Source organism: Pseudomonas sivasensis (assembly GCF_052938085.1).
Window position 1 is genome coordinate 3,106,026 of record NZ_CP176442.1, and the last position, 20,574, is coordinate 3,126,599.

Sequence of the window (20,574 nt, forward strand, 5' to 3'; positions counted from 1 at the left end):
GAGGGCATCCGCCATGCCTCAGACCCTTGCCGTTGAGTTTTTTGCACCGGGCGTGCGCCTGATCACGCTGCAGCGTCCCCAGGCGCTGAATGCCCTCAACACCGAACTGCTGAGAGAGCTGGCCGCCGAATTGGCCATCGCCCAAGCAGATGAGGACACCCGTGCCGTAGTACTCACTGGCAGCCGCAAGGCATTTGCCGCCGGCGCCGACATCAATGAAATGGCCGAGCGAAATTTGGTGGGCATTCTCGATGACCCCCGCCAGGACGCGTGGCACGCCATCACCCATTTCAACAAACCCCTAATCGCGGCGGTAAACGGCTTCGCCCTTGGCGGTGGCTGTGAGCTGGCGATGCATGCCGACATTCTCATTGCCGGCGAAGACGCCCGCTTCGGCCAGCCGGAAATCAACCTGGGCATCATGCCCGGCGCGGGTGGCACCCAACGCCTGCTCCGGGCAGTGGGCAAATCCATGGCCATGCAGATGGTGCTCACCGGCGAGCCCATCGACGCCCGCCATGCGCAGCGCGCCGGCCTGGTCAGCGAAGTGACCCAACCTGAATTCACCGTCGACCGCGCCCTGCAGATCGCCCGCAACATCGCTGGCAAAGCGCCGCTGGCCGTGCGCCTGGCCAAGGAGGCGCTGCTCAAGGCGATGGACACAGACCTGGCCAGCGGCCTGCGCTTTGAGCGCCACGCCTTTACCGTTCTGGCCGGCACGCGCGACCGCGACGAAGGTATCCGCGCCTTCCAGGAAAAACGCCCGCCGACCTTCACCGGCCAGTAATCCCCAGTCTTCCCAGAGAGCACCCTGATCATGACCTTCGAGCACATCCTGTTTTCCATAGACGCCGGCGTCGCTCTGCTCAGCCTCAATCGGCCGGAGCAACTCAACAGTTTCAATACGCAGATGCACGGCGAAGTAAAAGAAGCCCTCAAGCAAGTGCGCCAGAGCCCGGATGTGCGCGTGTTGCTGCTCACCGGTGAAGGCCGCGGCTTCTGCGCCGGACAAGACCTCAGCGACCGCAACGTCGCACCGGGCAGCGCCGTGCCTGACCTGGGCGAGTCGATGGAGAAGTTCTACAACCCGCTGATCCGCCAACTGCGCGACCTGCCGATGCCGGTGATTTGCGCGGTGAATGGCGTGGCGGCCGGGGCTGGGGCGAATATTCCGCTGGCATGTGACCTTGTGCTGGCTGCACGTTCGGCGAGTTTTATCCAGGCCTTCTGCAAGATCGGCCTGATCCCCGATTCCGGCGGCACCTGGACCTTGCCGCGCCTGGTGGGCATGGCCCGGGCCAAGGCACTGGCGCTGCTGGGCAATCGCTTGAGCGCCGAACAGGCCGAGCAGTGGGGGCTGATCTACCGCTGCGTAGACGATGCCGAGTTGCGCAACGAAGCCTTGACCCTCGCCCGCCATCTGGCTACCCAACCGACCTACGGCCTGGCACTGATCAAGCGCAGCCTCAACGCCAGCCTGAGCAACACCTTCGACGAACAGCTAGAGCTGGAAAAAGACCTGCAACGCCTGGCCGGGCGCAGTGAGGACTACCGTGAGGGCGTCAGCGCCTTTATAGAAAAACGCACCCCTAGCTTCAAGGGACGCTGAGCCATGACCGTACTGAACACCACTGCGCGCGTTGGCGTGATCGGCGCCGGGGCCATGGGCGCCGGGATCGCCCAGGTCGCTGCCCAGGCCGGCCACCCGGTGCTGCTGCTGGACAACCGCCCCGGTGCAGCCGCCCAGGCCATCGACGGGATTGACCGGCAACTAGGTCAACGCGTCGAAAAAGGCAAGCTTTCGGCCGATGACCGTGCGGCCACCATCGCTCGCCTGCAGGCCGTGGAGTCCATCGATGCTCTGGCCGATTGCGCGCTGATCATCGAGGCCATCGTCGAGAACCTCGAGGTCAAGCGCGCCCTCTTCCGCCAGTTGGAAGGTATCTGCGGCGAGCAATGCATTCTGGCCAGCAACACGTCTTCGCTGTCTATTACCAGCATTGCCGCCCAGTTGGAACGTCCACAGCGTTTGCTTGGCCTGCATTTTTTCAACCCGGCGCCAGTGATGGCACTGGTGGAAATCGTCTGCGGCCTGGCCAGCGACCCGGCCTTGGCCGACCGCCTATACGCAACGGCCAAGGCCTGGGGCAAAAAACCGGTGCACACCCGTTCGACGCCAGGCTTTATCGTCAACCGTGTGGCCCGCCCGTTCTACGCCGAAAGCCTGCGCCTGTTGCAGGAAGACGTTGCCGACTGTCCGACCCTGGATGCGCTGATGCGTGACGCCGGCGGCTTTGCCATGGGCGCCTTCGAGCTGACGGACTTGATCGGCCATGACGTCAATTACGCGGTGACCTGCTCAGTGTTTGACGCCTACTACAGCGACAACCGTTTTCAGCCCTCGCTGATCCAAAAAGACTTGGTAGACGCCGGGCGCTTGGGCCGCAAGAGCGGCCAGGGTTTCTACAACTATGCGGACGGTGCTGAGCGCGCATCCGCAAAAACCACCCACAGCGAGCGGACCGTCACCTGCTGTGTGGTCGAAGGTGACTTGGGGATCGCCAACCCATTGATCCCACGCCTGCGCGAGCAAGCCATCGAGGTCCTCATCCGCGACGGCCAGGGTTTGCTGCGGGTCGGCGATGCGGTGCTGGCCTTGAGCGACGGGCGCATGGCCTGCCAGCGCGCCCAGGAAGATGGCCTGCGCAACCTTATTCTGCTGGACCTGGTGCATGACTACGGCACTGGGAGCCGCCTCGCCATCAGTTGCGCGGCCGGAATTGACCCGACAGCCTTTGGAGACGGCGTGGCGCTGCTGCAACACGCCGGGTTCAGCGTCAGCGTGCTCAGCGACAGCCCGGCCCTCGCCGTGCTGCGCACGGTGGCGATGCTTGCCAACGAAGCAGCAGACGCCCTCCTACAAGGCGTGGCCTCGGCCGCCGACATCGACCTGGCGATGTGCGCCGGGGTCAATTACCCCGAAGGCCCCCTGGCCTGGGCCGATGCCATTGGCCTGCCCCATGTGCTGCGCGTGCTCGAAAACCTACAAGCCAGTTATGGCGAAGAACGCTACCGGCCGTCGCTGCTGCTGCGCCGTCGCGTGGCCGAAGGGAGATGTTTGCATGACTAATCACGACGCGATGCGCTTGGCCAGTGCCTGCGCCCAAGCCCTGTTCGAGCGCGACAGCGCCAGCCTTGGAATGGGCATGCGCCTGCTCTCGACCGCACCAGGCACCGCCCGCGTGGGCATGAGCGTGCGCGCCGACATGCTCCAGGGCCACGGCACCTGCCACGGCGGCTACCTGTTTGCCCTGGCCGATTCGGCCTTTGCGCTGGCCTGCAACAGTTACAACGAAGCCACGGTGGCCATGGGTTGCAGTATCGACTACGTCGCCCCGGCCCGCTTGGGCGACACCCTGAATGCCGAATGCATCGAGCAAAGCCGCTCAGGTCGCACCGGCAACTATGACGTGCGTATCGAAAACCAACAGGGCGAGCTAATCGCGCTGTTCCATGGCAAATCCTACAAAGTGCGCGGCCCGGTGCTCGCGCAGGAGACCTCGAATGAATGACGCCCTGATCATCGATGCGGTGCGCACCCCCATCGGCCGCTACGCAGGAGCCTTGAGCAGTGTGCGTGCCGACGACCTCGGCGCAGTGCCGCTGCGAGAGTTGCTGCGCCGCCACCCTAACGTGGACTGGAGCACTGTGGACGATGTGATCTACGGTTGCGCGAACCAGGCCGGCGAAGACAACCGCAACGTCGCGCGCATGTCGGCGCTGCTGGCCGGCTTGCCGGTGAACGTGCCAGGCACCACCCTCAACCGCTTGTGCGGCTCCGGGCTGGATGCCATCGGCACTGCCGCACGCGCCATTCGCTGCGGTGAGGCGGGGCTGATGCTGGTGGGCGGCGTAGAGTCGATGTCCCGCGCACCGTTAGTGATGGGCAAGGCCGAGCAGGCGTTTGCACGCGAGGCCGAGATCCATGACACCACCATCGGCTGGCGCTTCGTTAATCCGCTGATGAAGCAGGCGTATGGCATCGACTCCATGCCGGAGACCGCCGAAAACGTCGCCGCGCAGTTCAATATTTCCCGCGCCGACCAGGATGGTTTTGCCCTACGCAGCCAGCAACGTGCCGGCGCTGCGCAAGCCAACGGGCGCTTGGCCAAGGAAATCGTCCCCGTCGAAATACCCCAGCGCAAGGGCCCGACCAAGGTCGTCGAGCATGACGAACACCCGCGTAGCAACACCACCCTTGAGCAACTGCAGAAGCTCGGCACGCCGTTTCGCGAAGGCGGCAGTGTCACCGCAGGTAATGCGTCCGGGGTCAATGACGGCGCGTGCGCGTTGTTGTTGGCCAGCCCGGACATCGCCAAGGCATATGGTCTGAAGGCACGCGGCCGAGTGGTGGCCATGGCCACTGCGGGCGTCGAGCCGCGCATCATGGGCATCGGCCCCGTGCCAGCCACCCACAAGGTGTTGGAATTGGCCAACCTGAGCCTGGCGGACATGGACGTAATCGAGCTCAACGAAGCGTTCGCCGCCCAGGGCCTGGCCGTACTGCGCGAACTGGGCCTGGGCGACACCGACCCACGGGTCAATCCCAACGGCGGCGCGATTGCCCTTGGCCATCCGCTGGGCATGAGTGGCGCACGCCTGGTAACCACTGCCCTGCATGAGTTGGAGGAGCGCCAGGGCCGCTATGCCTTGTGCACTATGTGCATCGGCGTCGGCCAAGGCATCGCACTGATCATCGAGCGCCTATAGAACCAAATAACCTAAATTCCCGAGGACCCGAGCGGTATCCTTGGGGCATGCACTCAAAGCCCTGGTGCAACAGGGCCGGAACACAACAATAATTCGAGTGAAGTCATGAACATGCCAATTGCCCAATCCGTGCTTGAACCTGTGTTGGACCCGCTGGAAACCGCCAGCATCGATGAGTTGCGCCAGCATCAACTGGAGCGCCTGCGCTGGAGCCTCAACCTCGCGTACACCAATGTGCCGCTGTACCGCCAGCGCTTTGATGCGCTAGGCGTGCACCCCCGCGATATCACTTGCCTGGAAGACCTGGCGAAGTTCCCCTTCACCACCAAGTCTGACCTGCGCGACAACTACCCCTACGGCATGTTCGCCGTGCCCATGCAAGACGTGGTACGTCTGCATGCGTCCAGCGGCACTACCGGCAAACCGACGGTGGTCGGTTACACCCAAAACGACATCGACACTTGGGCCAACGTAGTTGCCCGTTCGATCCGTGCAGCGGGTGGGCGACGGGGCGACAAGGTGCATATTTCCTATGGCTACGGCCTGTTCACTGGCGGCCTGGGCGCGCACTACGGTGCCGAACGCCTGGGCTGTACAGTGATCCCGATGTCTGGCGGGCAGACTGAAAAGCAGGTGCAGCTGATCAAGGATTTCCAGCCAGACATCATCATGGTCACGCCCTCCTACATGCTCAACATCGCCGATGAAATCGAGCGCCAAGGCCTCGATCCGCACAAGCTCGCGTTACGCCTTGGCATCTTCGGTGCCGAACCCTGGACTGGAGAGTTGCGCAGCGCCATCGAAAACCGCCTGGGCATCACCGCCCTCGACATCTACGGCCTCTCGGAAATCATGGGGCCGGGTGTAGCTATGGAATGCGCCGAAACCAAGGACGGCCCGACCATCTGGGAAGACCACTTCTACCCGGAAATCATCGACCCGGTCACCGGCGAAGTGCTGCCGGACGGCCAGATGGGCGAACTGGTGTTCACCTCCCTGAGCAAAGAAGCGCTGCCGATGATCCGTTATCGCACCCGCGACCTGACGCGCCTGCTGCCCGGCACGGCGAGGCCGATGCGGCGCATCGACAAAATCACCGGCCGCAGCGATGACATGCTGATTATCCGTGGGGTCAACGTGTTCCCTACCCAGGTCGAGGAGCAGGTACTGAAAGTCAAACAGCTGTGCGAGTGCTATGAGATCCATCTGTATCGCAACGGCAATTTAGACAGCGTGGACGTGCATGTGGAGCTCAAGGCCGAACATCAGCACCTGGGCGACGAACAGCAAAAAGTCATCGCCGGCGAGCTGAGCCGTCACATCAAAACTTACATTGGGATCAGTACGCGTATCGTTTTGCAGCCTATTCATTCGATCAAACGCTCTGAAGGCAAGGCCTGCCACGTGATCGACAACCGCCCTAAAGCATGACTGCTGCACTTTTTAGCCCCGCTCCGGCGGGGCTTTTTTTTGCCCGTTGAGAAACCATAACGCGCGAAGCGATACAAAAACCCTAATGACACGTTATTTTGTGTTTGATAAATATTTCTGTATCACTTATAAAGTTCTCCATGCCTTTAACAGATTCCAGGCGGGAGACTCACCATGTACGCACAGCTTGTAGAAACCGGAGTGAAGCGCATCAAGGACCTGTCGGAGATGTCCGAACAGGAGCGCCATTTCCAGGAAAAAATCGATGCCGAAATCAAGATCGAAGCCAAAAACTGGATGCCTGACGCCTACCGTCAAACCCTGATCCGGCAGATCTCCCAACACGCCCACTCCGAAATCGTCGGCATGCTGCCCGAAGGCAACTGGGTAACTCGCGCGCCGACCCTAAAGCGCAAGCTGCAACTGATGGCCAAGATCCAGGACGAAGCCGGTCACGGCCTGTACCTGTACAGCGCGATGGAAACCCTGGGCGCCGACCGCGATGAAGAGATCGCCAAGTTGCACAGCGGCAAGGCCAAGTATTCGAGCATCTTCAATTACCCGACCCTGAATTGGGCCGACATGGGCGCCGTGGGCTGGCTGGTGGATGGCGCTGCGATCGTCAATCAGGTGGTGCTGCAGCGCACCTCCTACGGACCCTACTCCCGGGCGATGGTGCGCATCTGCAAGGAAGAAAGCTTCCACCAGCGCCAGGGCTACGAAATCCTCCTGACCATGATGCGTCACGGCACCCAGGCGCAAAAAGACATGGTTCAGGACGCAATCAACCGCCTGTGGTGGCCGTCGCTGATGATGTTCGGCCCAAGCGATGAGCACTCGCCCAATAGCGCTCAATCCATGGCCTGGAAGATCAAGCGCCAAAGCAACGACGAACTGCGCCAGCGCTTTATCGACCAGACCATCCCGCAACTGGAACTGCTGGGCTGCACGTGCCCCGACCCGGACTTGAAGTGGAACGCCGAACGCGGCCACTACGACTTCGGCGAGATCCAGTGGAACGAATTCTACGAAGTGCTCAAAGGCAACGGCCCGTGCAACCAAGAACGGGTTGCAACCCGCCGCAAAGCTATTGAAGACGGGGCCTGGGTACGCGAAGCCGCCGTTGCCCACGCCCGTAAAAAACACAATAAGAACGCTGCCTGATCTGGAGTCGCCGCTATGTCTGAATGGACCCTTTTTGAAGTCTTCGTGCGCAGCAAGCACGGCCTTAACCACAAACACGTCGGCAGCGTGCATGCCGCCGATACCACCATGGCCATTGAGAACGCCCGCGAGCTGTACACCCGTCGCAGCGAAGGTGTGAGCCTGTGGGTAGTGCCCTCGGCACTGATCACCGCCTCGTCGCCGGATGAAAAAGACCCGCTGTTCGACCCTTCCGACGACAAGGTCTATCGCCACGCCAGCTTCTACGAGTTGCCGGCCGAAGTCGGGCACATGTGAGGTCGACCATGAACACGCAAACCGATCTGATCGAATACCTGCTGCGCCTCGGCGACAGCGCCTTGATCCAAGGCCAGCGCCTGTGCCAATGGTGCGGCCACGCGCCGGCGCTGGAAGAAGAACTGGCGCTGATGAACGTCGGCCTCGACTTGGTGGGCCAGGCACGCAACTGGCTCGAATACGCCGCCGAGCTGCTGGACGACGGCCGCACCGCCGACGACCTGGCCTTCCGCCGCGACGAACGCGCCTTCCGCAATCTGCTGCTGGTGGAACAACCCAACGGCGATTACGCGGTGACCATCCTCAAGCAATTTTTGTACGACGCCTGGCACTTGCCGGTGCTGGCAGGCCTGAGCCAGTCCAGTGATGAACGCATCGCAGGGATCGCCACCAAGGCCGTCAAGGAAGTCACCTACCACCTGCGCCGCTCCGGTGAGTGGGTGGAGCGTCTGGGCGACGGTACTGAGCAAAGCCATGCACGCATGCTCGCAGCGATTCCCGAGCTGTGGCGCTTCACCGTCGAACTGACCAGCGCCGATGAGAGCGAACAGCGCCTGTGCGCCGCCGGCACCACCCCGGACACCGCGCAGGTCGCCGCTGCCTGGCAAAAAACAGTCAATGAAATGTTCGCCAGCGCCACCCTGCCCATACCCCCGGCACCGAGCTACTTCTACCTGAATGCCCGGCGTGGCCTGCACACCGAGCACCTGGGCATTCTGTTGGCCGAAATGCAGTTTTTACCCCGAGCGTACCCCGATGCGACCTGGTGAGCTGATCGCCAGCGACCGGCCGGCGCAACCCACCGACCTGGCAGCTGCCTGGGCCACCCTGGCCTTGGTGATGGACCCGGAAGTGCCAGTGGTCAGCGTGGTCGACCTCGGCATCGTGCGCGACCTCGACTGGCAGGCAGGCCATCTACATGTGGTGGTCACGCCGACTTACTCCGGCTGCCCCGCCACCGAAGTGATCGAGAGCGATATTCGCGAAGCCCTGGAGCAGGCCGGTTTTCGCAAGCCACACCTGGAGCGCAAGTTGACCCCGGCCTGGTCCACCGACTGGATTACCGACGATGGCCGCGAACGCCTGCGTGCCTACGGCATCGCACCACCAGTGGGCGTTACCAGCAAGCGCAGCCTGCTCGGTGAAAGCCCGACGGTGGTCTGCCCGCAATGTGAAAGCGCCCACACCGAGGTGCTCAGCGAATTCGGCTCCACTGCCTGCAAGGCGCTGTACCGCTGCCGTGACTGCCTCGAGCCGTTCGACTATTTCAAGTGCATCTGAGGGGCCGTTGGCCCTCTCGGTTGGAGAATAAAAATGAGCAAATTTCACAGCCTGGTCATCAAGGATGTGCGCAGCGAAACCCGTGACGCGGTGTCCATCGCGTTCGAGATTCCGCAGCACCTGCAAGACAGTTTTCACTTCACCCAGGGCCAGCACCTGGTGATGCGCACTCAGTTGGACGGCGAAGAAGTACGCCGCTCGTATTCGATCTGCACCGGGGTCAACGACGGAGAACTGCGGATCGCCATCAAGCGCGTGGCCGGCGGGCGCTTTTCGGCGTTTGCCAACGAACAACTCAAGGCCGGGCACAGCCTGGAGGTGATGCCACCCGCTGGGCATTTCCATGTCGAATTGGACCCAGCACGCCACGGTAATTACCTGGCGGTGGCGGCCGGCAGCGGCATCACGCCGATTCTGTCAATTATCAAGACCACGCTGCAAACCGAACCCAACAGCCGCGTAACGCTGTTGTATGGCAACCGTTCCAGCTCTGGCGCGTTGTTTCGCGAGCAACTCGAAGATCTGAAAAACCGCTATCTGCAGCGCTTGAACCTGATCTTCCTGTTCAGTCGCGAACAGCAGGACGTCGACCTCTATAACGGCCGCATCAACGGCGATAAGTGCGAGCAACTCTTCTCCCGCTGGCTGGACGTCAAGCAACTCGACGCCGCTTTCATCTGCGGCCCGCAGGAAATGACCGAGACCGTTCGCGACAGCCTCAAGGCCCGAGGCATGCCGGCTGAGCGTATTCATTTCGAACTGTTCGCCGCCGCCGGCAGCCAGCAAAAGCGTGAGGCCCGCGAAGCCGCTCGCGAACTGGACGCCGCCGTCAGCCAGATCACGGTGATCAGCGACGGCCGCGCCCTGGCCTTCGACCTGCCGCGCAACAGCCAGAGCATCCTCGACGCTGGCAACGCCCAGGGCGCCGAGCTGCCGTATTCGTGCAAAGCCGGCGTGTGCTCCACCTGCAAGTGCAAGGTCATCGAAGGCGAAGTGGAAATGGACAGCAACCACGCCCTGGAGGACTACGAAGTGGCCGCCGGCTACGTGCTGTCGTGCCAAGCGTTCCCGATCAGCGACAAGGTGGTACTGGACTTCGACCAACTCTGACGCGTGCAGCCATACCCCAACACAACAATAAAAAGGACCACAGCGCCATGACTCCCGACGACATCGAACGCATCCACCGGCACCCCGACTTTCTCCAGTTGGTACGGCGCAAACAGCGCCTGTACTGGTCACTGTCGCTGATCATGTTGGTGGTTTATTTCGGCTTTGTGCTGTTGGTGGCGTTTTCCCCCGCCACCCTTGGGCAGTCCCTGAGCGGTGGCGTCACCACCGTGGGCATGCTGGTGGGCGTGGTGATCGTGCTGTTGGCCTTTGCGCTGACTGGTTTTTATGTGCACCGCGCCAACCATGTGATCGACCCGCTCAACGACAAACTCAAGCAGGAGTGCGCCGCATGAGCCGTTTGATCGCGTGGTTCCTGTTGCCCCTGGCGTTGGCCACCGACCTGGCCATCGCAGCCGATGACGTGGCGCGGCCACTGAACTGGAATGCCATCGGTATGTTCCTGGTGTTTGTGCTGTTCACTTTTGGCGTGACGCGCTGGGCGGCGTTGCGCACGCGTTCAGCGAGTGACTTTTACACCGCCGGCGGCGGCATGACCGGTTTCCAGAACGGCCTTGCGATTGCCGGTGACATGATCTCGGCAGCCTCCTTTTTGGGCATCTCGGCGATGATGTTCCTCAACGGCTATGACGGCTTGCTCTATGCCCTGGGCGTATTGGCCGGCTGGCCGATCATCCTGTTCTTGATCGCCGAACGCCTGCGCAACCTGGGCAAATACACCTTTGCCGACGTGGTGTCGTACCGTCTGGAGCAAACCCCGGTACGCCTCACTTCGGCCTTTGGCACCCTTACCGTGGCGCTGATGTACCTGGTAGCGCAGATGGTCGGCGCGGGCAAGTTGATCGAGCTGCTGTTCGGCATCGACTACTTGTATGCGGTGATGCTGGTGGGCGTGCTAATGGTGTTCTACGTGACCTTTGGCGGCATGCTCGCGACCACCTGGGTGCAGATCATCAAGGCGGTGATGCTGCTGTTCGGCACCACATTCATGGCCTTCATGGTGCTCAAGCATTTCGGTTTCAGCACCGAGGCGATGTTTGCCGGCGCTACTGCCGTGCATGCCAAGGGCAGCGCGATCATGGCGCCGGGCGGTTTGTTGTCCAACCCCATTGATGCGATTTCCCTCGGCGTGGGCATGATGTTCGGAACCGCCGGCCTGCCCCATATCCTCATGCGCTTCTTTACCGTCAGCGATGCCAAGGAAGCACGCAAGAGCGTGTTCTATGCCACCGGGTTCATTGGTTATTTCTACCTGCTGCTGATCGTGGTGGGCTTTGGTGCCATCGTCATGGTCGGCACCGACCCGGCGTTCCGTGACGCCAACGGCGCGATCATCGGCGGCGGCAACATGATCGCGGTGCACTTGGCGCAGGCGGTGGGCGGCAACCTTTTTCTCGGGTTCATTTCGGCGGTGGCGTTTGCCACGATCCTGGCAGTGGTGGCAGGGCTGGCGTTGTCTGGCGCTTCGGCGGTATCCCACGACCTGTATGCCTGCGTCATGCGCAAAGGCCAGGCCACCGAGCAGCAGGAGATCCGCGTGTCGCGCATCGCCACGCTGTGCATCGGGGTGCTGGCGATCATCCTCGGCCTGCTGTTCGAATCGCAGAACATCGCGTTCCTGTCCGGCCTGGTGCTGGCGATTGCTGCGTCGGTGAATTTCCCGGTGCTGTTCCTTTCGATGTACTGGAAGGGACTGACCACTCGCGGCGCCGTGACCGGCAGCCTGGCCGGGCTGGTCTCGGCGATTGTGCTGCTGGTGCTGAGCCCTGCGGTGTGGGTCAACGTGCTGCATTACGAGAAGGCGCTGTTCCCTTATTCCAACCCTGCGCTGTTTTCCATGAGTCTGGCGTTTTTAAGCGCTTGGCTGTTTTCCGTCACCGACACCTCGCCGCGTGCAGCCCTTGAGCGCGGCCGATACCTGGCGCAGTTCATCCGTTCCATGACCGGAATCGGCGCCTCGGGCGCCAGCAAACACTAACCCCTGATTTTCTACCCTGGAGGAATCGTGATGCCTCACGCCCCTACCCTGCAAAGCTTTATCGCCGGTCGCTGGATCGGCCAACACGGTGCCCAAGTTCTGCGTAGCGCCATCGACGGCCACGAACTCGCACGCACGCATGAAGAACGTCCGGACTTCGCCGAAGCCGTCGCCCACGGCCGCAGCCTGGGCGTCAGCGGCTTGATGGCGTTGGACTTCCAGCAACGGGCCCAGCGCCTCAAGGCATTGGCGCTGTACCTGAGCGAACGCAAGGAACAGCTCTACGCGATCTCCCACCACAGCGGCGCAACCCGCGCAGACAGCTGGATCGACATCGAAGGCGGCAACAGCACCCTTTTCACCTACGCCAGCCTCGGTTCGCGAGAATTGCCATCCGGCAATATCGTCCACGAAGGCCCGGCGCTGCCGTTGGGTAAAAAAGGCACGTTTGCCGGCACCCATATCCTGGTGCCACGTGGCGGCCTGGCGGTGCACATCAACGCCTTCAACTTCCCGATCTGGGGCATGCTGGAAAAATTCGCACCGAGCTTTTTGGCCGGCGTGCCGTGCATCGTCAAACCCGCCAGCGCCACCAGCTACCTGACCGAAGCCGTGGTGCGCCTGATGGACGAATCCGGCCTGTTACCGCCGGGCAGCCTGCAACTGGTGATCGGCAGCACCGGTGACCTGCTCGACCGCCTGCAAGGCCAAGACGTGGTGACCTTCACTGGTTCCGCCGACACGGCGGCCAAGCTGCGGGTGAACCCGAACCTGGTCCGCAATTCGGTGCCGTTCAACGCCGAGGCTGACTCGCTGAACTGCGCAATTCTCGCCCCGGATGTGACGCCGGACGATGAAGAGTTCGAGCTGTTCATCAAAGAGGTCGCCCGCGAAATGACCGTCAAGGCCGGGCAGAAGTGCACTGCCATTCGCCGCGCTATTGTCCCGGCCAAGCACATTGATGCGGTTGCCAGCCGCTTGCGCGAGCGCTTGGCCAAGGTGGTGGTCGGCGACCCGTCAGTAGAAGGTGTACGCATGGGGCCTCTGGCGTCCCATGATCAACAGAAGGATGTGGCCGAGCGCCTGGAGGCCTTGTTGCACAGCAGCGAGCTGCTATTCGGCGCTCGCGACGGTTTCGAACCGCGTGGTGAAAACGTCAGCCAAGGCGCGTTCTTTGCACCGACCCTGCTGCAATCACGCAACCCACACGCCGAAGGCGGCGCCCACGATATAGAAGCGTTCGGCCCGGTCAGCACACTGATGGCCTACGACGACCTGGACGAAGCCCTGGCGCTGGCGGCGCGCGGCAAAGGCAGCCTGGTGGCAAGCCTGATCACCAAAGACCCGCACATCGCCGCCAAAGCCATACCGGTGGCCGCTGCCTGGCACGGCCGCCTGCTGGTACTTGATCGCGAATCCGCCGCCGAATCCACCGGCCACGGCTCGCCCCTTCCTCAACTCAAGCACGGCGGCCCGGGGCGTGCCGGCGGCGGCGAAGAACTCGGCGGCCTGCGCGCGGTGAAACACTACCTGCAACGCGCCGCGGTACAAGGCTCACCCACTATGCTGGCGGCCGTCACCGGGGAATACGTACGCGGCGCCAAGGTCATCGAGACCGAAGTGCACCCGTTCCGCCGCTTCTTCGAGGACCTGCAAATCGGAGAATCCCTCCTGACCCACCGCCGCACTGTCACCGAGGCAGACTTGGTGAACTTCGGCTGCCTGTCGGGGGATCACTTCTACATGCACTTCGACGACATCGCCGCCAAGGAGTCCCAATTCGGCAAGCGCATCGCCCACGGCTACTTCGTGCTCAGCGCCGCAGCCGGCCTGTTCGTCTCGCCAGCCCCTGGCCCGGTACTGGCTAACTATGGCCTGGACACCCTGCGCTTTATCACTCCGGTGGGCATCGGTGACACCATCCAGGCCCGCCTGACGTGCAAACGCAAAATCGACCAGGGCAAGAAGAGCCCGCAGGGCATTGCGCAAGGGGTGGTAGCGTGGGATGTGGAGGTGACCAACCAGATGGGCGAACTGGTCGCCAGTTATGACATTTTGACGTTAGTCGTAAAGCGCTAAGAGTTACTAAACGTTAGCCGAAGAAAATCCAGTGCGCGTGGTCGATGAACTCGACCTGAGCGCACTTGGTTTTGATGGCATCGATCCTGCCACAACCGGCCGTCCGGCCTACCACTCACCCCCTGCGCCAGGTGCTCGACATACTCGGTGGACCAGCCTTGGTAAGCCTCAGCAAGTGGTTCTGCCGAAGTCCGGCATCAAGCGGCTCGCTCGGATGTCCCAATCGGCCAGCGTCAATCCCCCCAATGAGACTCCCCGCTCATCTACCGCAGCGTCCTAACCGCTGAGTAACCGCCCAAAGGCAGATCGACCAGATGAGCAGAAAACCTCGTCCATAAACATAATTTTATGAACATTTGCACTAATTTTTAGCGCGTCGAGCCATGTTTGGTCGGCTTTCGAGCGGCTTATGAACATCTGACATCGCCCACTTGTAAAACAGGATATTACGTAGAGATGCTCATCGGCCATATATCCCTCAACGCCTACTGTCCCTTTCCCAATTTTCTGCACTCACGTTGAATGGCGTCCATCAGGCATCAGTCAATTTCCAAAAAATGCCGATGCGATCGCCAAGCTGCAGGCTGTCACCGCTTCCAGCCGTCCATTTGTCAGCGTCTGGTACTGCCAACGATATTTTGCCTGGTTGGCACGTAGCTAGAATCCTGAGCAAAGCTTCTGGGGCTTGCTACGTCGAAACCACACGCCTCGGGCGCCTTCTAAACTCACCAGAGTATTCGGCGTTCTGAACTGGGCACACGTACAAGGAACCAGAAAGTCAGGGCTGTCGGCCAACAGTTGGTCAAAGCGCCGTAAGTGCTCGGTTTCTTTTCGTTCTGCAGCTGACGCTTGGGCTCTTGTATCAATGGGGCAACGGCCATGCGATTTCGAAGAATCCCGGCCATGCGCAACAAGGTAGCCTGGCCGATGGACGCTGCCGCCAATGGCGTGAAGGAAAACCGATCGAAGCACCCTTCCCATCCCTTGCCCCAGCTTTCGTTGAGGGATGCACATTGCCCGAAGTCAACAGCAAGTGCCGGACGTATATATTCCTTACAGCGAGCGCCTCTCAAAACTGTAGGCCCAAAAGACCCGCTTGGGCGAGGTAATCTCGACTGCGGCCGGCGTTGGGGATTTTTAAATCACTTCACCCTTCGACTTGGTAATAGAACCCCACCCAGCGATAGGGGTCTGCTCTTGTATCAGACCTCAGGAATACATCGAATGTCCGCGCAACATAGCCTGGTAATACTCGCTCGGGGAGGCTACGCCGCTCGGGGATTGCTTTATTTGATCATCGGTATCTTCGCACTGCTGGCAGCACAAGATTCGACGAAACCGAAGGACAGCCACAAAAGCCTGGAAGCACTGCTAAGCCAACCCTTTGGCTATTTTCTAGTTGGCCTTGTGGTGGCTGGCCTCCTCGCATTTGCGGCGTGGCGCATCCTGCAAGCTACACGCGATGTCGATCATCATGGCAAGAAATTCAAAGGGTTGGTGATTCGAGCTGGTCTGTTCGCGGGAGGTATGTTCAACGGCGCTCTAGCGTTTTTTGCGTTGGGCCTACTCATTAGCGGTATTAAAAGCTCGGGCGATTCTGGAGGGCAAACCAAAGACTGGTTAGCGCATCTCTTGTCATGGGATCACTCGAATGTGTTGGTATACCTGATCGCACTCGTTCCGCTTGGGGTTGGTATTGCTCACATCATCAAGGGATGGAAAGCGTCATTCGAGAGATATTTTGAGGCCGATGAAGACGTCATGCGATACGTCCGCCCGGTATCACGATTCGGACTAATCGCCCGTGGAGTCGTATTTTTAGAAATTGCGTTGTTACTGGCCATCAGTGGTTCCACTTATCAAGCCATGGATCCACCTGGTATGAAGGAATCGCTGGATGCGCTCCAAAATCTACCTGCTGGTTGGTTAATTTTGATGGTGATGGCCTTGGGGCTGATTGCCTTCTCGGTGTACAGCTTCTCTGAAGCCTTTTGGCGCAAGATCAACATGGATGTGCCGGGAGTACCGAGCAAGGATTGATGAGAAACGGAAGTCTCACGGCCATGGGGAGCCTTACTCGCACCAGGGCCACGATCTTGGCGGGTTATCCACGAGATCTATTGATCGCACCAGCCGGTAGTAATATCCGTGAAAAAGAGTGAGCTTCCCGTAAAAACCTGCGTGATCTGTGGTCTTCCCTTCACTTGGAGGAAGAAATGGGCGCGCTGCTGGGACGAAGTCCGTTATTGCTCGGAGCGCTGCCGGCGCAGCAAACGTTGACCAAAAAAGGGCCGTCACAGGCCCTCTTGTACTCAAGCTACATGAAACAATTTACGCCTGCCCCCTCCTCCCTTCTCCGCAACGACACTTAGCTAGTAGCTCCGAGTTTTTGCCCGATCAAGTAATTTATCTGGCGGCCCTCCATTGAGATTTTAATCACGCACTCAATCGTCGTGAGTTGAAAGGCGTAACTGTTCCACCTCGTCAAATAAATTACAGAAGACATCTACTAACAAAGGATCAAAGTGGCTTCCAGCTTGCTCAATGATGTAACGCCTTGACTGCTCGACATCCCATGCCTGCTTGTAGGGACGGTGCATTCGCAGGGCGTCATAGACATCGCAGATTGCGACGATTCTTGCGGACAGTGGGATTTCCTCATGCTGTAACCCATTAGGGTAGCCAGTGCCATCCCAGCGCTCGTGATGTGCCAACGCAATTTCCGCGGCTAGATCTGTAACCGGAGAACCATTCAGATCATGCAGAATCTCGTAACCAATTTGTGAGTGTTGCTGCATAATTTCTCGCTCCGCAGGCGTAAGCGATCCACGCTTTTGTAAAATGGCATCTTCTATGCCTATTTTTCCGACATCATGCATCGGTGCCGCCATACGGATCAGTTCACACCATTGGGCAGGCATGCCGATGGCTTTGGCCAGCATCGCGGCAGAGTTTCCAATACGCCTGATATGACTACCGGTGTCGTCGTCACGATAACTGGCTGCTCGGCTCAAGCTACTGATGATTGCGTTGTAGCTGGACGCCAACTGGGCCGTACGCAACTCCACCTTGCGCTCCAGTTCGCAATTCGCATCGCGTAAGAGTCTTGCCGCCTGCGCCAACTCCAGGCAACTGCGCACTCTCAATAATACTTCGGGCAAGTCAATGGGTTTGGAAATAAAGTCATTGGCGCCTCTTTCAAGACCTTTGCGCCTGTTTTGCGGGTCATTCAAAGCCGTTACGATAATGATGGGTGACTCGGTACGGTTGCGTTCTTTGAGACGCTCAAGAATTTCAAAGCCATCCGGGTCCGGCATATCCAAATCCAGCAATACCAAGTCCCAATCACTTGAGAGCAACCAGTCGAGGCCTTCGGCAGAGTTGGAAAAGGTACTGATGTTATCAAGACCAAAGGCTCGCAAACACGACTCTAATAGCCGAAGATTAGTGGCAACATCATCAATAATAACGATTTTACTTTCAGATTTTATTTTGGAAAACATAAATCCTTAACTCCCATTGTTATCGCAAGAACCACACTACGAACATTGACTGGCTCCAACGGAGGTACCAATACGGCCTGACACTCCAGCTCTTTCGTTATTTCTTTACCTTTAGATGTGCCCACGGCGATGATTGACATCCGGTTCGGTACAATATTTTTCCGCAGATTTTTTATAAACGCACTCAACACACTCTCTGGAGCTTGCGTCGCCAAAATTAAGACATTCACCAAAGAGTACTGAAGGTTAAGTTCAGCCTGCAGTAGCGTGCTGACCTGCTCCAGTTCCACATAGCCAGTTAACGCCTTATAGATTAGCTCACCCTGCTCAAGATCATCGCTCACCAACAACACTTTCGGCAAGGCAGACTGTGTAGCGCCTGTTGCATCGACTGGTACCGAATATTCAGCCGAACATAACTCAATCCAAAAAGTGCTCCCTCGCTCCAGTTCACTTTTGAAGCCCATGCTACCGCGCATCAAGTGTGCCAAATCCCTACACAGCGCCAGCCCAATCCCAGTTCCCTGTATGGATGAGTTTTCCTTGCCAAGTCTCTGAAAAGGATTGAAAAGCTCACTCTGAAGAGCCGCACTAATCCCGATACCTGTATCTATTACATAGAGCTGAAATAGCGATTCATTATCAACTTTACGCGCACCTAGCGTAATATTTCCATGGGGTCGATTGTATTTAATGGCATTGGATAAAAGGTTTATAAGCACTTGTTTGAGCCGCCGTTTATCCGCCCATACCTCCCAAGAATCTGGTACATCCTCAATGTGCAGGGTCTGGCCATGGTCCAGAACTTGCTGTTGAACCATATCAGCACAACTATGCAACAAGGCCAGCACCGGTATCGGCTTCATACCCAGCAGCGGCTTTTCAGCCTGTAAACTGGAGAGGTCAAGAAGATCATCAACCAACTGCATCAAATGTTCACTGGCATCGATGATTTCATGCAGGTTAGTGGCATGTTGAGACGGTTCGGCGGGGAGTTGCATAAGGCCCAATTGGGCAAAACCATAAATAGCATTCAACGGAGTGCGCAGTTCATGACTCATACTAGAAATGAACTTGGATTTAGCGGTGCTCGCAGATTCCGCCTCCAGCGTCTTTTCCCTTAGATCCAATTGAGTTCGTTTGAGAGTCGTAATATCAACACAAGCGACTACCAACCCGTCGAAACTTTCGAGTTGAGATGGTTGCAACATACGCCCACGGCAAAGAATCCACATGAACTCACCCTGGACATCACTAATCCGAAATTCGATTTCAAGTGCCATGCTGACGCTACCTTGAGCAGCCAACAGAAATTGCGTGAAGGACTCTCGATCTTCAGGATGGATTTTCTCCAGTAACAGCTCGATGGGTACATCGTTCGACGAAAAACCGAAACGCAAACACAGAGCCCCCTTGAGAATAAAGCGCCGGCTATTTGGGGAATACTCCCAAAGCCCTTCGGCAAAACTCTCCATAACCAACTCCAGGCGCTGCTGTGTAGCGATGCGAGTAGACTCCGCCTTTTCTAACTGCCTGCCCATGCCCAGCGCCTGGTTGGACATGGACCACAACTCCGTGATATCCGAGGGGCTGCCCATAGGCTGCCAGTTGCCTTGGCCGATCTCCCTCATCATTCGGGACACTCCAAGGACAGGGGAATGCAACTGCTGGCTCAGCGCGCGGGTGCGCCACCACATAAAGGCAAAAAACACGACATAGAACAGCACAAGCCCAGCGATCATTACGTACCCGACTTCTCGGTAATGATTAGCGAGCATATTGGTTTCATGCATCACCGCCGCTTCGTCCACCACGGCCAATAGGTACCAACCCGTGGATGGAATCGCACTCCAGGCAACCAAATGAGGACGACCATTGAGTTGCAGTGCAACCGTACCGTTATCAGTATCGCGCATGCTCTTATTAAGGGCGTCAAGATTGGGACGGCTCGCGAGGTTGAAATCTTGAGACTGTAACTGTTCCCGGCCTACCGATTCGGCAGACGCCAGGTTCGTGGCCAATAGAGAAAAATCAACTTCACCGGCTTGCGGTACGGCCATGACATTGAGCTTGTCGCTGACCATCATCAGATAGCCACCCCAAGGCACCTTCAGCTTCTCGATCTGCTTCAAAATGCCGTCAACCGTGACATCTACACCAACTACCCCCTCCAGCGTTTGACCGTTATAGACCGGTGCGATAGCCGACATCATCCAACCATTACCGGCAGGGTCTAAGTACACCTCGGTCCAAACTACTTTTCGCGTGGGATTGTGTTGCGCATCTGCCATATAGTAAAAATTATATTGAGGGATATCCATGTCATGGGGATACTGCAATAACGTGTTGAACCAAGGATAAATGCGGTTGTAACTATCCCTGCCATTGAAGTAAATACTTGAAATTAAGGGATTTTCTTCCTTTAACTGCTTCATCATGAAGTCTTGATTAGCTAGACGCGAAACCTTATACAGGTCTTGTTTTTCCAGGGGGGTGATGTTTGAGTAAAATGAAGCGGGTGCCCCGTCATTATCCGCGCTATAGCGAACACCGTCAGGACTTACCGCTAACGAGGCTTCTGTGACAGGTGGGTCTTCGGCAAGCTCATACTCAGTCGACTTAGCGAATAGACTTACTGTCTTGTAGATCTGCTCTAGTTGGCCTTGTATCAATAGAGCATTCTGTTCAGCCGAAGCCTGAATATCTCGAGTAGCGTTTTGGTGAAGATATTCAATTTGAGAGTTACGAATGGAGTGGTTGGTGATGAAGTAGGTGGTGATTAGCACGCCTTCAACCAAAAACAGCGGCAATAGGCTAGTACTTACAAAAGCACGCCAGATCCATCTACGTAGACTGGTCGTTTGGGTTGCGGCTGCTTTCATCGGCACTCTCCTTGACCTCAGACCAATAGATGGTGGCACCGTGACACCATGCTGCTCT

At 58.6% G+C, this 20,574-nt stretch carries 18 protein-coding genes; 16 read left to right on the plus strand and 2 right to left on the minus strand.

Translation table 11 applies throughout. The features are described 5' to 3' along the window. Positions 1–13 precede the first annotated feature (13 nt). The 16 genes from paaF to ACKZ62_RS14465 all read left to right on the plus strand — a co-directional run bounded on the left by paaF (position 14) and on the right by ACKZ62_RS14465 (position 16,411). Entirely contained in the window at positions 14–787 is a 774-nt protein-coding gene (paaF, locus tag ACKZ62_RS14390; protein WP_447096912.1) for a 2,3-dehydroadipyl-CoA hydratase PaaF, read from the plus strand. A 30-nt stretch (positions 788–817) separates the two neighbouring features. Further along, entirely contained in the window at positions 818–1,609 is a 792-nt protein-coding gene (gene paaG / locus ACKZ62_RS14395) for a 2-(1,2-epoxy-1,2-dihydrophenyl)acetyl-CoA isomerase PaaG (protein ID WP_122757328.1), read from the plus strand. 3 nt (positions 1,610–1,612) lie between these two features. Beyond that, positions 1,613–3,130 carry a 3-hydroxyacyl-CoA dehydrogenase PaaH gene (paaH, locus tag ACKZ62_RS14400; protein ID WP_447096913.1) on the plus strand — a complete coding sequence of 506 codons (1,518 nt, stop codon included), beginning with the start codon at positions 1,613–1,615 and terminating at the stop codon, positions 3,128–3,130. Then, the gene (gene paaI / locus ACKZ62_RS14405; RefSeq protein ID WP_122757326.1) at positions 3,123–3,572 is read left to right on the plus strand and encodes a hydroxyphenylacetyl-CoA thioesterase PaaI; all 450 of its coding nucleotides are present in this window, start codon (positions 3,123–3,125) and stop codon (positions 3,570–3,572) included. Before paaH ends, paaI begins: the two co-directional genes overlap by 8 nt. Beyond that, the gene (pcaF, locus tag ACKZ62_RS14410) at positions 3,565–4,770 is read left to right on the plus strand and encodes a 3-oxoadipyl-CoA thiolase (protein ID WP_447096914.1); all 1,206 of its coding nucleotides are present in this window, start codon (positions 3,565–3,567) and stop codon (positions 4,768–4,770) included. The genes paaI and pcaF overlap by 8 nt, the downstream gene beginning before the upstream one ends. Positions 4,771–4,875: 105 nt before the next feature. Then, complete coding sequence (gene paaK, locus ACKZ62_RS14415) at positions 4,876–6,201, plus strand: phenylacetate--CoA ligase PaaK (RefSeq protein WP_122757324.1); 1,326 nt, start codon at positions 4,876–4,878, stop codon at positions 6,199–6,201. A gap of 174 nt (positions 6,202–6,375) precedes the next feature. Further along, entirely contained in the window at positions 6,376–7,365 is a 990-nt protein-coding gene (gene paaA, locus ACKZ62_RS14420) for a 1,2-phenylacetyl-CoA epoxidase subunit PaaA (RefSeq protein ID WP_122486330.1), read from the plus strand. A gap of 15 nt (positions 7,366–7,380) precedes the next feature. After that, on the plus strand, positions 7,381–7,662 hold the full coding sequence (gene paaB, locus ACKZ62_RS14425) for a 1,2-phenylacetyl-CoA epoxidase subunit PaaB (protein ID WP_007943393.1): 282 nt from the start codon (positions 7,381–7,383) through the stop codon (positions 7,660–7,662). 8 nt (positions 7,663–7,670) lie between these two features. Continuing rightward, on the plus strand, positions 7,671–8,432 hold the full coding sequence (gene paaC, locus ACKZ62_RS14430; RefSeq protein WP_122680994.1) for a 1,2-phenylacetyl-CoA epoxidase subunit PaaC: 762 nt from the start codon (positions 7,671–7,673) through the stop codon (positions 8,430–8,432). After that, positions 8,419–8,943 (plus strand): 1,2-phenylacetyl-CoA epoxidase subunit PaaD, encoded by a 525-nt coding sequence (gene paaD, locus ACKZ62_RS14435; protein WP_447096915.1) that lies wholly within the window; start codon positions 8,419–8,421, stop codon positions 8,941–8,943. Before paaC ends, paaD begins: the two co-directional genes overlap by 14 nt. 33 nt (positions 8,944–8,976) lie before the next feature. Next, on the plus strand, positions 8,977–10,053 hold the full coding sequence (gene paaE / locus ACKZ62_RS14440) for a 1,2-phenylacetyl-CoA epoxidase subunit PaaE (protein ID WP_122757323.1): 1,077 nt from the start codon (positions 8,977–8,979) through the stop codon (positions 10,051–10,053). Between the two features lie 47 nt (positions 10,054–10,100). Then, entirely contained in the window at positions 10,101–10,409 is a 309-nt protein-coding gene (locus ACKZ62_RS14445) for a DUF485 domain-containing protein (RefSeq protein WP_122680997.1), read from the plus strand. Beyond that, on the plus strand, positions 10,406–12,052 hold the full coding sequence (locus tag ACKZ62_RS14450; RefSeq protein WP_447096916.1) for a cation acetate symporter: 1,647 nt from the start codon (positions 10,406–10,408) through the stop codon (positions 12,050–12,052). The genes ACKZ62_RS14445 and ACKZ62_RS14450 overlap by 4 nt, the downstream gene beginning before the upstream one ends. Before the next feature lie 30 nt (positions 12,053–12,082). Continuing rightward, on the plus strand, positions 12,083–14,131 hold the full coding sequence (gene paaZ, locus ACKZ62_RS14455) for a phenylacetic acid degradation bifunctional protein PaaZ (RefSeq protein WP_447096917.1): 2,049 nt from the start codon (positions 12,083–12,085) through the stop codon (positions 14,129–14,131). A 1,224-nt stretch (positions 14,132–15,355) separates the two neighbouring features. Then, positions 15,356–16,171, plus strand: coding sequence for a DUF1206 domain-containing protein (locus ACKZ62_RS14460; RefSeq protein WP_032887308.1), 816 nt, complete (start codon positions 15,356–15,358; stop codon positions 16,169–16,171). 108 nt (positions 16,172–16,279) lie between these two features. Beyond that, a complete protein-coding gene (locus ACKZ62_RS14465; protein ID WP_081797726.1) occupies positions 16,280–16,411 on the plus strand; it encodes a DUF2256 domain-containing protein in 132 nt (43 codons plus the stop codon). A 164-nt stretch (positions 16,412–16,575) separates the two neighbouring features. Here the strand turns inward: ACKZ62_RS14465 and ACKZ62_RS14470 are convergent, their stop codons facing one another. Together ACKZ62_RS14470 and ACKZ62_RS14475 are read right to left on the minus strand one after the other, a co-directional pair. Next, on the minus strand, positions 16,576–17,634 hold the full coding sequence (locus ACKZ62_RS14470; RefSeq protein ID WP_442116190.1) for an HD-GYP domain-containing protein: 1,059 nt from the start codon (positions 17,632–17,634) through the stop codon (positions 16,576–16,578). Continuing rightward, positions 17,619–20,516, minus strand: coding sequence for an ATP-binding protein (locus ACKZ62_RS14475; RefSeq protein WP_447096918.1), 2,898 nt, complete (start codon positions 20,514–20,516; stop codon positions 17,619–17,621). Before ACKZ62_RS14475 ends, ACKZ62_RS14470 begins: the two co-directional genes overlap by 16 nt. Positions 20,517–20,574 lie beyond the last annotated feature (58 nt).

Excerpts from the sequence above, each read along its gene's own strand:
- pcaF (WP_447096914.1), top strand. The coding sequence starts at position 3,565 with ATGAATGACGCCCTGATCATCGATGCGGTGCGCACCCCCATCGGCCGC.
- ACKZ62_RS14445 (WP_122680997.1), top strand. The coding sequence starts at position 10,101 with ATGACTCCCGACGACATCGAACGCATCCACCGGCACCCCGACTTTCTC.
- paaZ (WP_447096917.1), top strand. The coding sequence starts at position 12,083 with ATGCCTCACGCCCCTACCCTGCAAAGCTTTATCGCCGGTCGCTGGATC.
- paaC (WP_122680994.1), top strand. The coding sequence starts at position 7,671 with ATGAACACGCAAACCGATCTGATCGAATACCTGCTGCGCCTCGGCGAC.
- paaE (WP_122757323.1), top strand. The coding sequence starts at position 8,977 with ATGAGCAAATTTCACAGCCTGGTCATCAAGGATGTGCGCAGCGAAACC.
- paaG (WP_122757328.1), top strand. The coding sequence starts at position 818 with ATGACCTTCGAGCACATCCTGTTTTCCATAGACGCCGGCGTCGCTCTG.
- paaK (WP_122757324.1), top strand. The coding sequence starts at position 4,876 with ATGAACATGCCAATTGCCCAATCCGTGCTTGAACCTGTGTTGGACCCG.
- paaI (WP_122757326.1), top strand. The coding sequence starts at position 3,123 with ATGACTAATCACGACGCGATGCGCTTGGCCAGTGCCTGCGCCCAAGCC.
- paaB (WP_007943393.1), top strand. The coding sequence starts at position 7,381 with ATGTCTGAATGGACCCTTTTTGAAGTCTTCGTGCGCAGCAAGCACGGC.
- ACKZ62_RS14475 (WP_447096918.1), bottom strand. The coding sequence starts at position 20,516 with ATGAAAGCAGCCGCAACCCAAACGACCAGTCTACGTAGATGGATCTGG.
- ACKZ62_RS14470 (WP_442116190.1), bottom strand. The coding sequence starts at position 17,634 with ATGTTTTCCAAAATAAAATCTGAAAGTAAAATCGTTATTATTGATGAT.
- paaD (WP_447096915.1), top strand. The coding sequence starts at position 8,419 with ATGCGACCTGGTGAGCTGATCGCCAGCGACCGGCCGGCGCAACCCACC.
- paaF (WP_447096912.1), top strand. The coding sequence starts at position 14 with ATGCCTCAGACCCTTGCCGTTGAGTTTTTTGCACCGGGCGTGCGCCTG.
- paaA (WP_122486330.1), top strand. The coding sequence starts at position 6,376 with ATGTACGCACAGCTTGTAGAAACCGGAGTGAAGCGCATCAAGGACCTG.
- ACKZ62_RS14460 (WP_032887308.1), top strand. The coding sequence starts at position 15,356 with ATGTCCGCGCAACATAGCCTGGTAATACTCGCTCGGGGAGGCTACGCC.
- ACKZ62_RS14450 (WP_447096916.1), top strand. The coding sequence starts at position 10,406 with ATGAGCCGTTTGATCGCGTGGTTCCTGTTGCCCCTGGCGTTGGCCACC.
- paaH (WP_447096913.1), top strand. The coding sequence starts at position 1,613 with ATGACCGTACTGAACACCACTGCGCGCGTTGGCGTGATCGGCGCCGGG.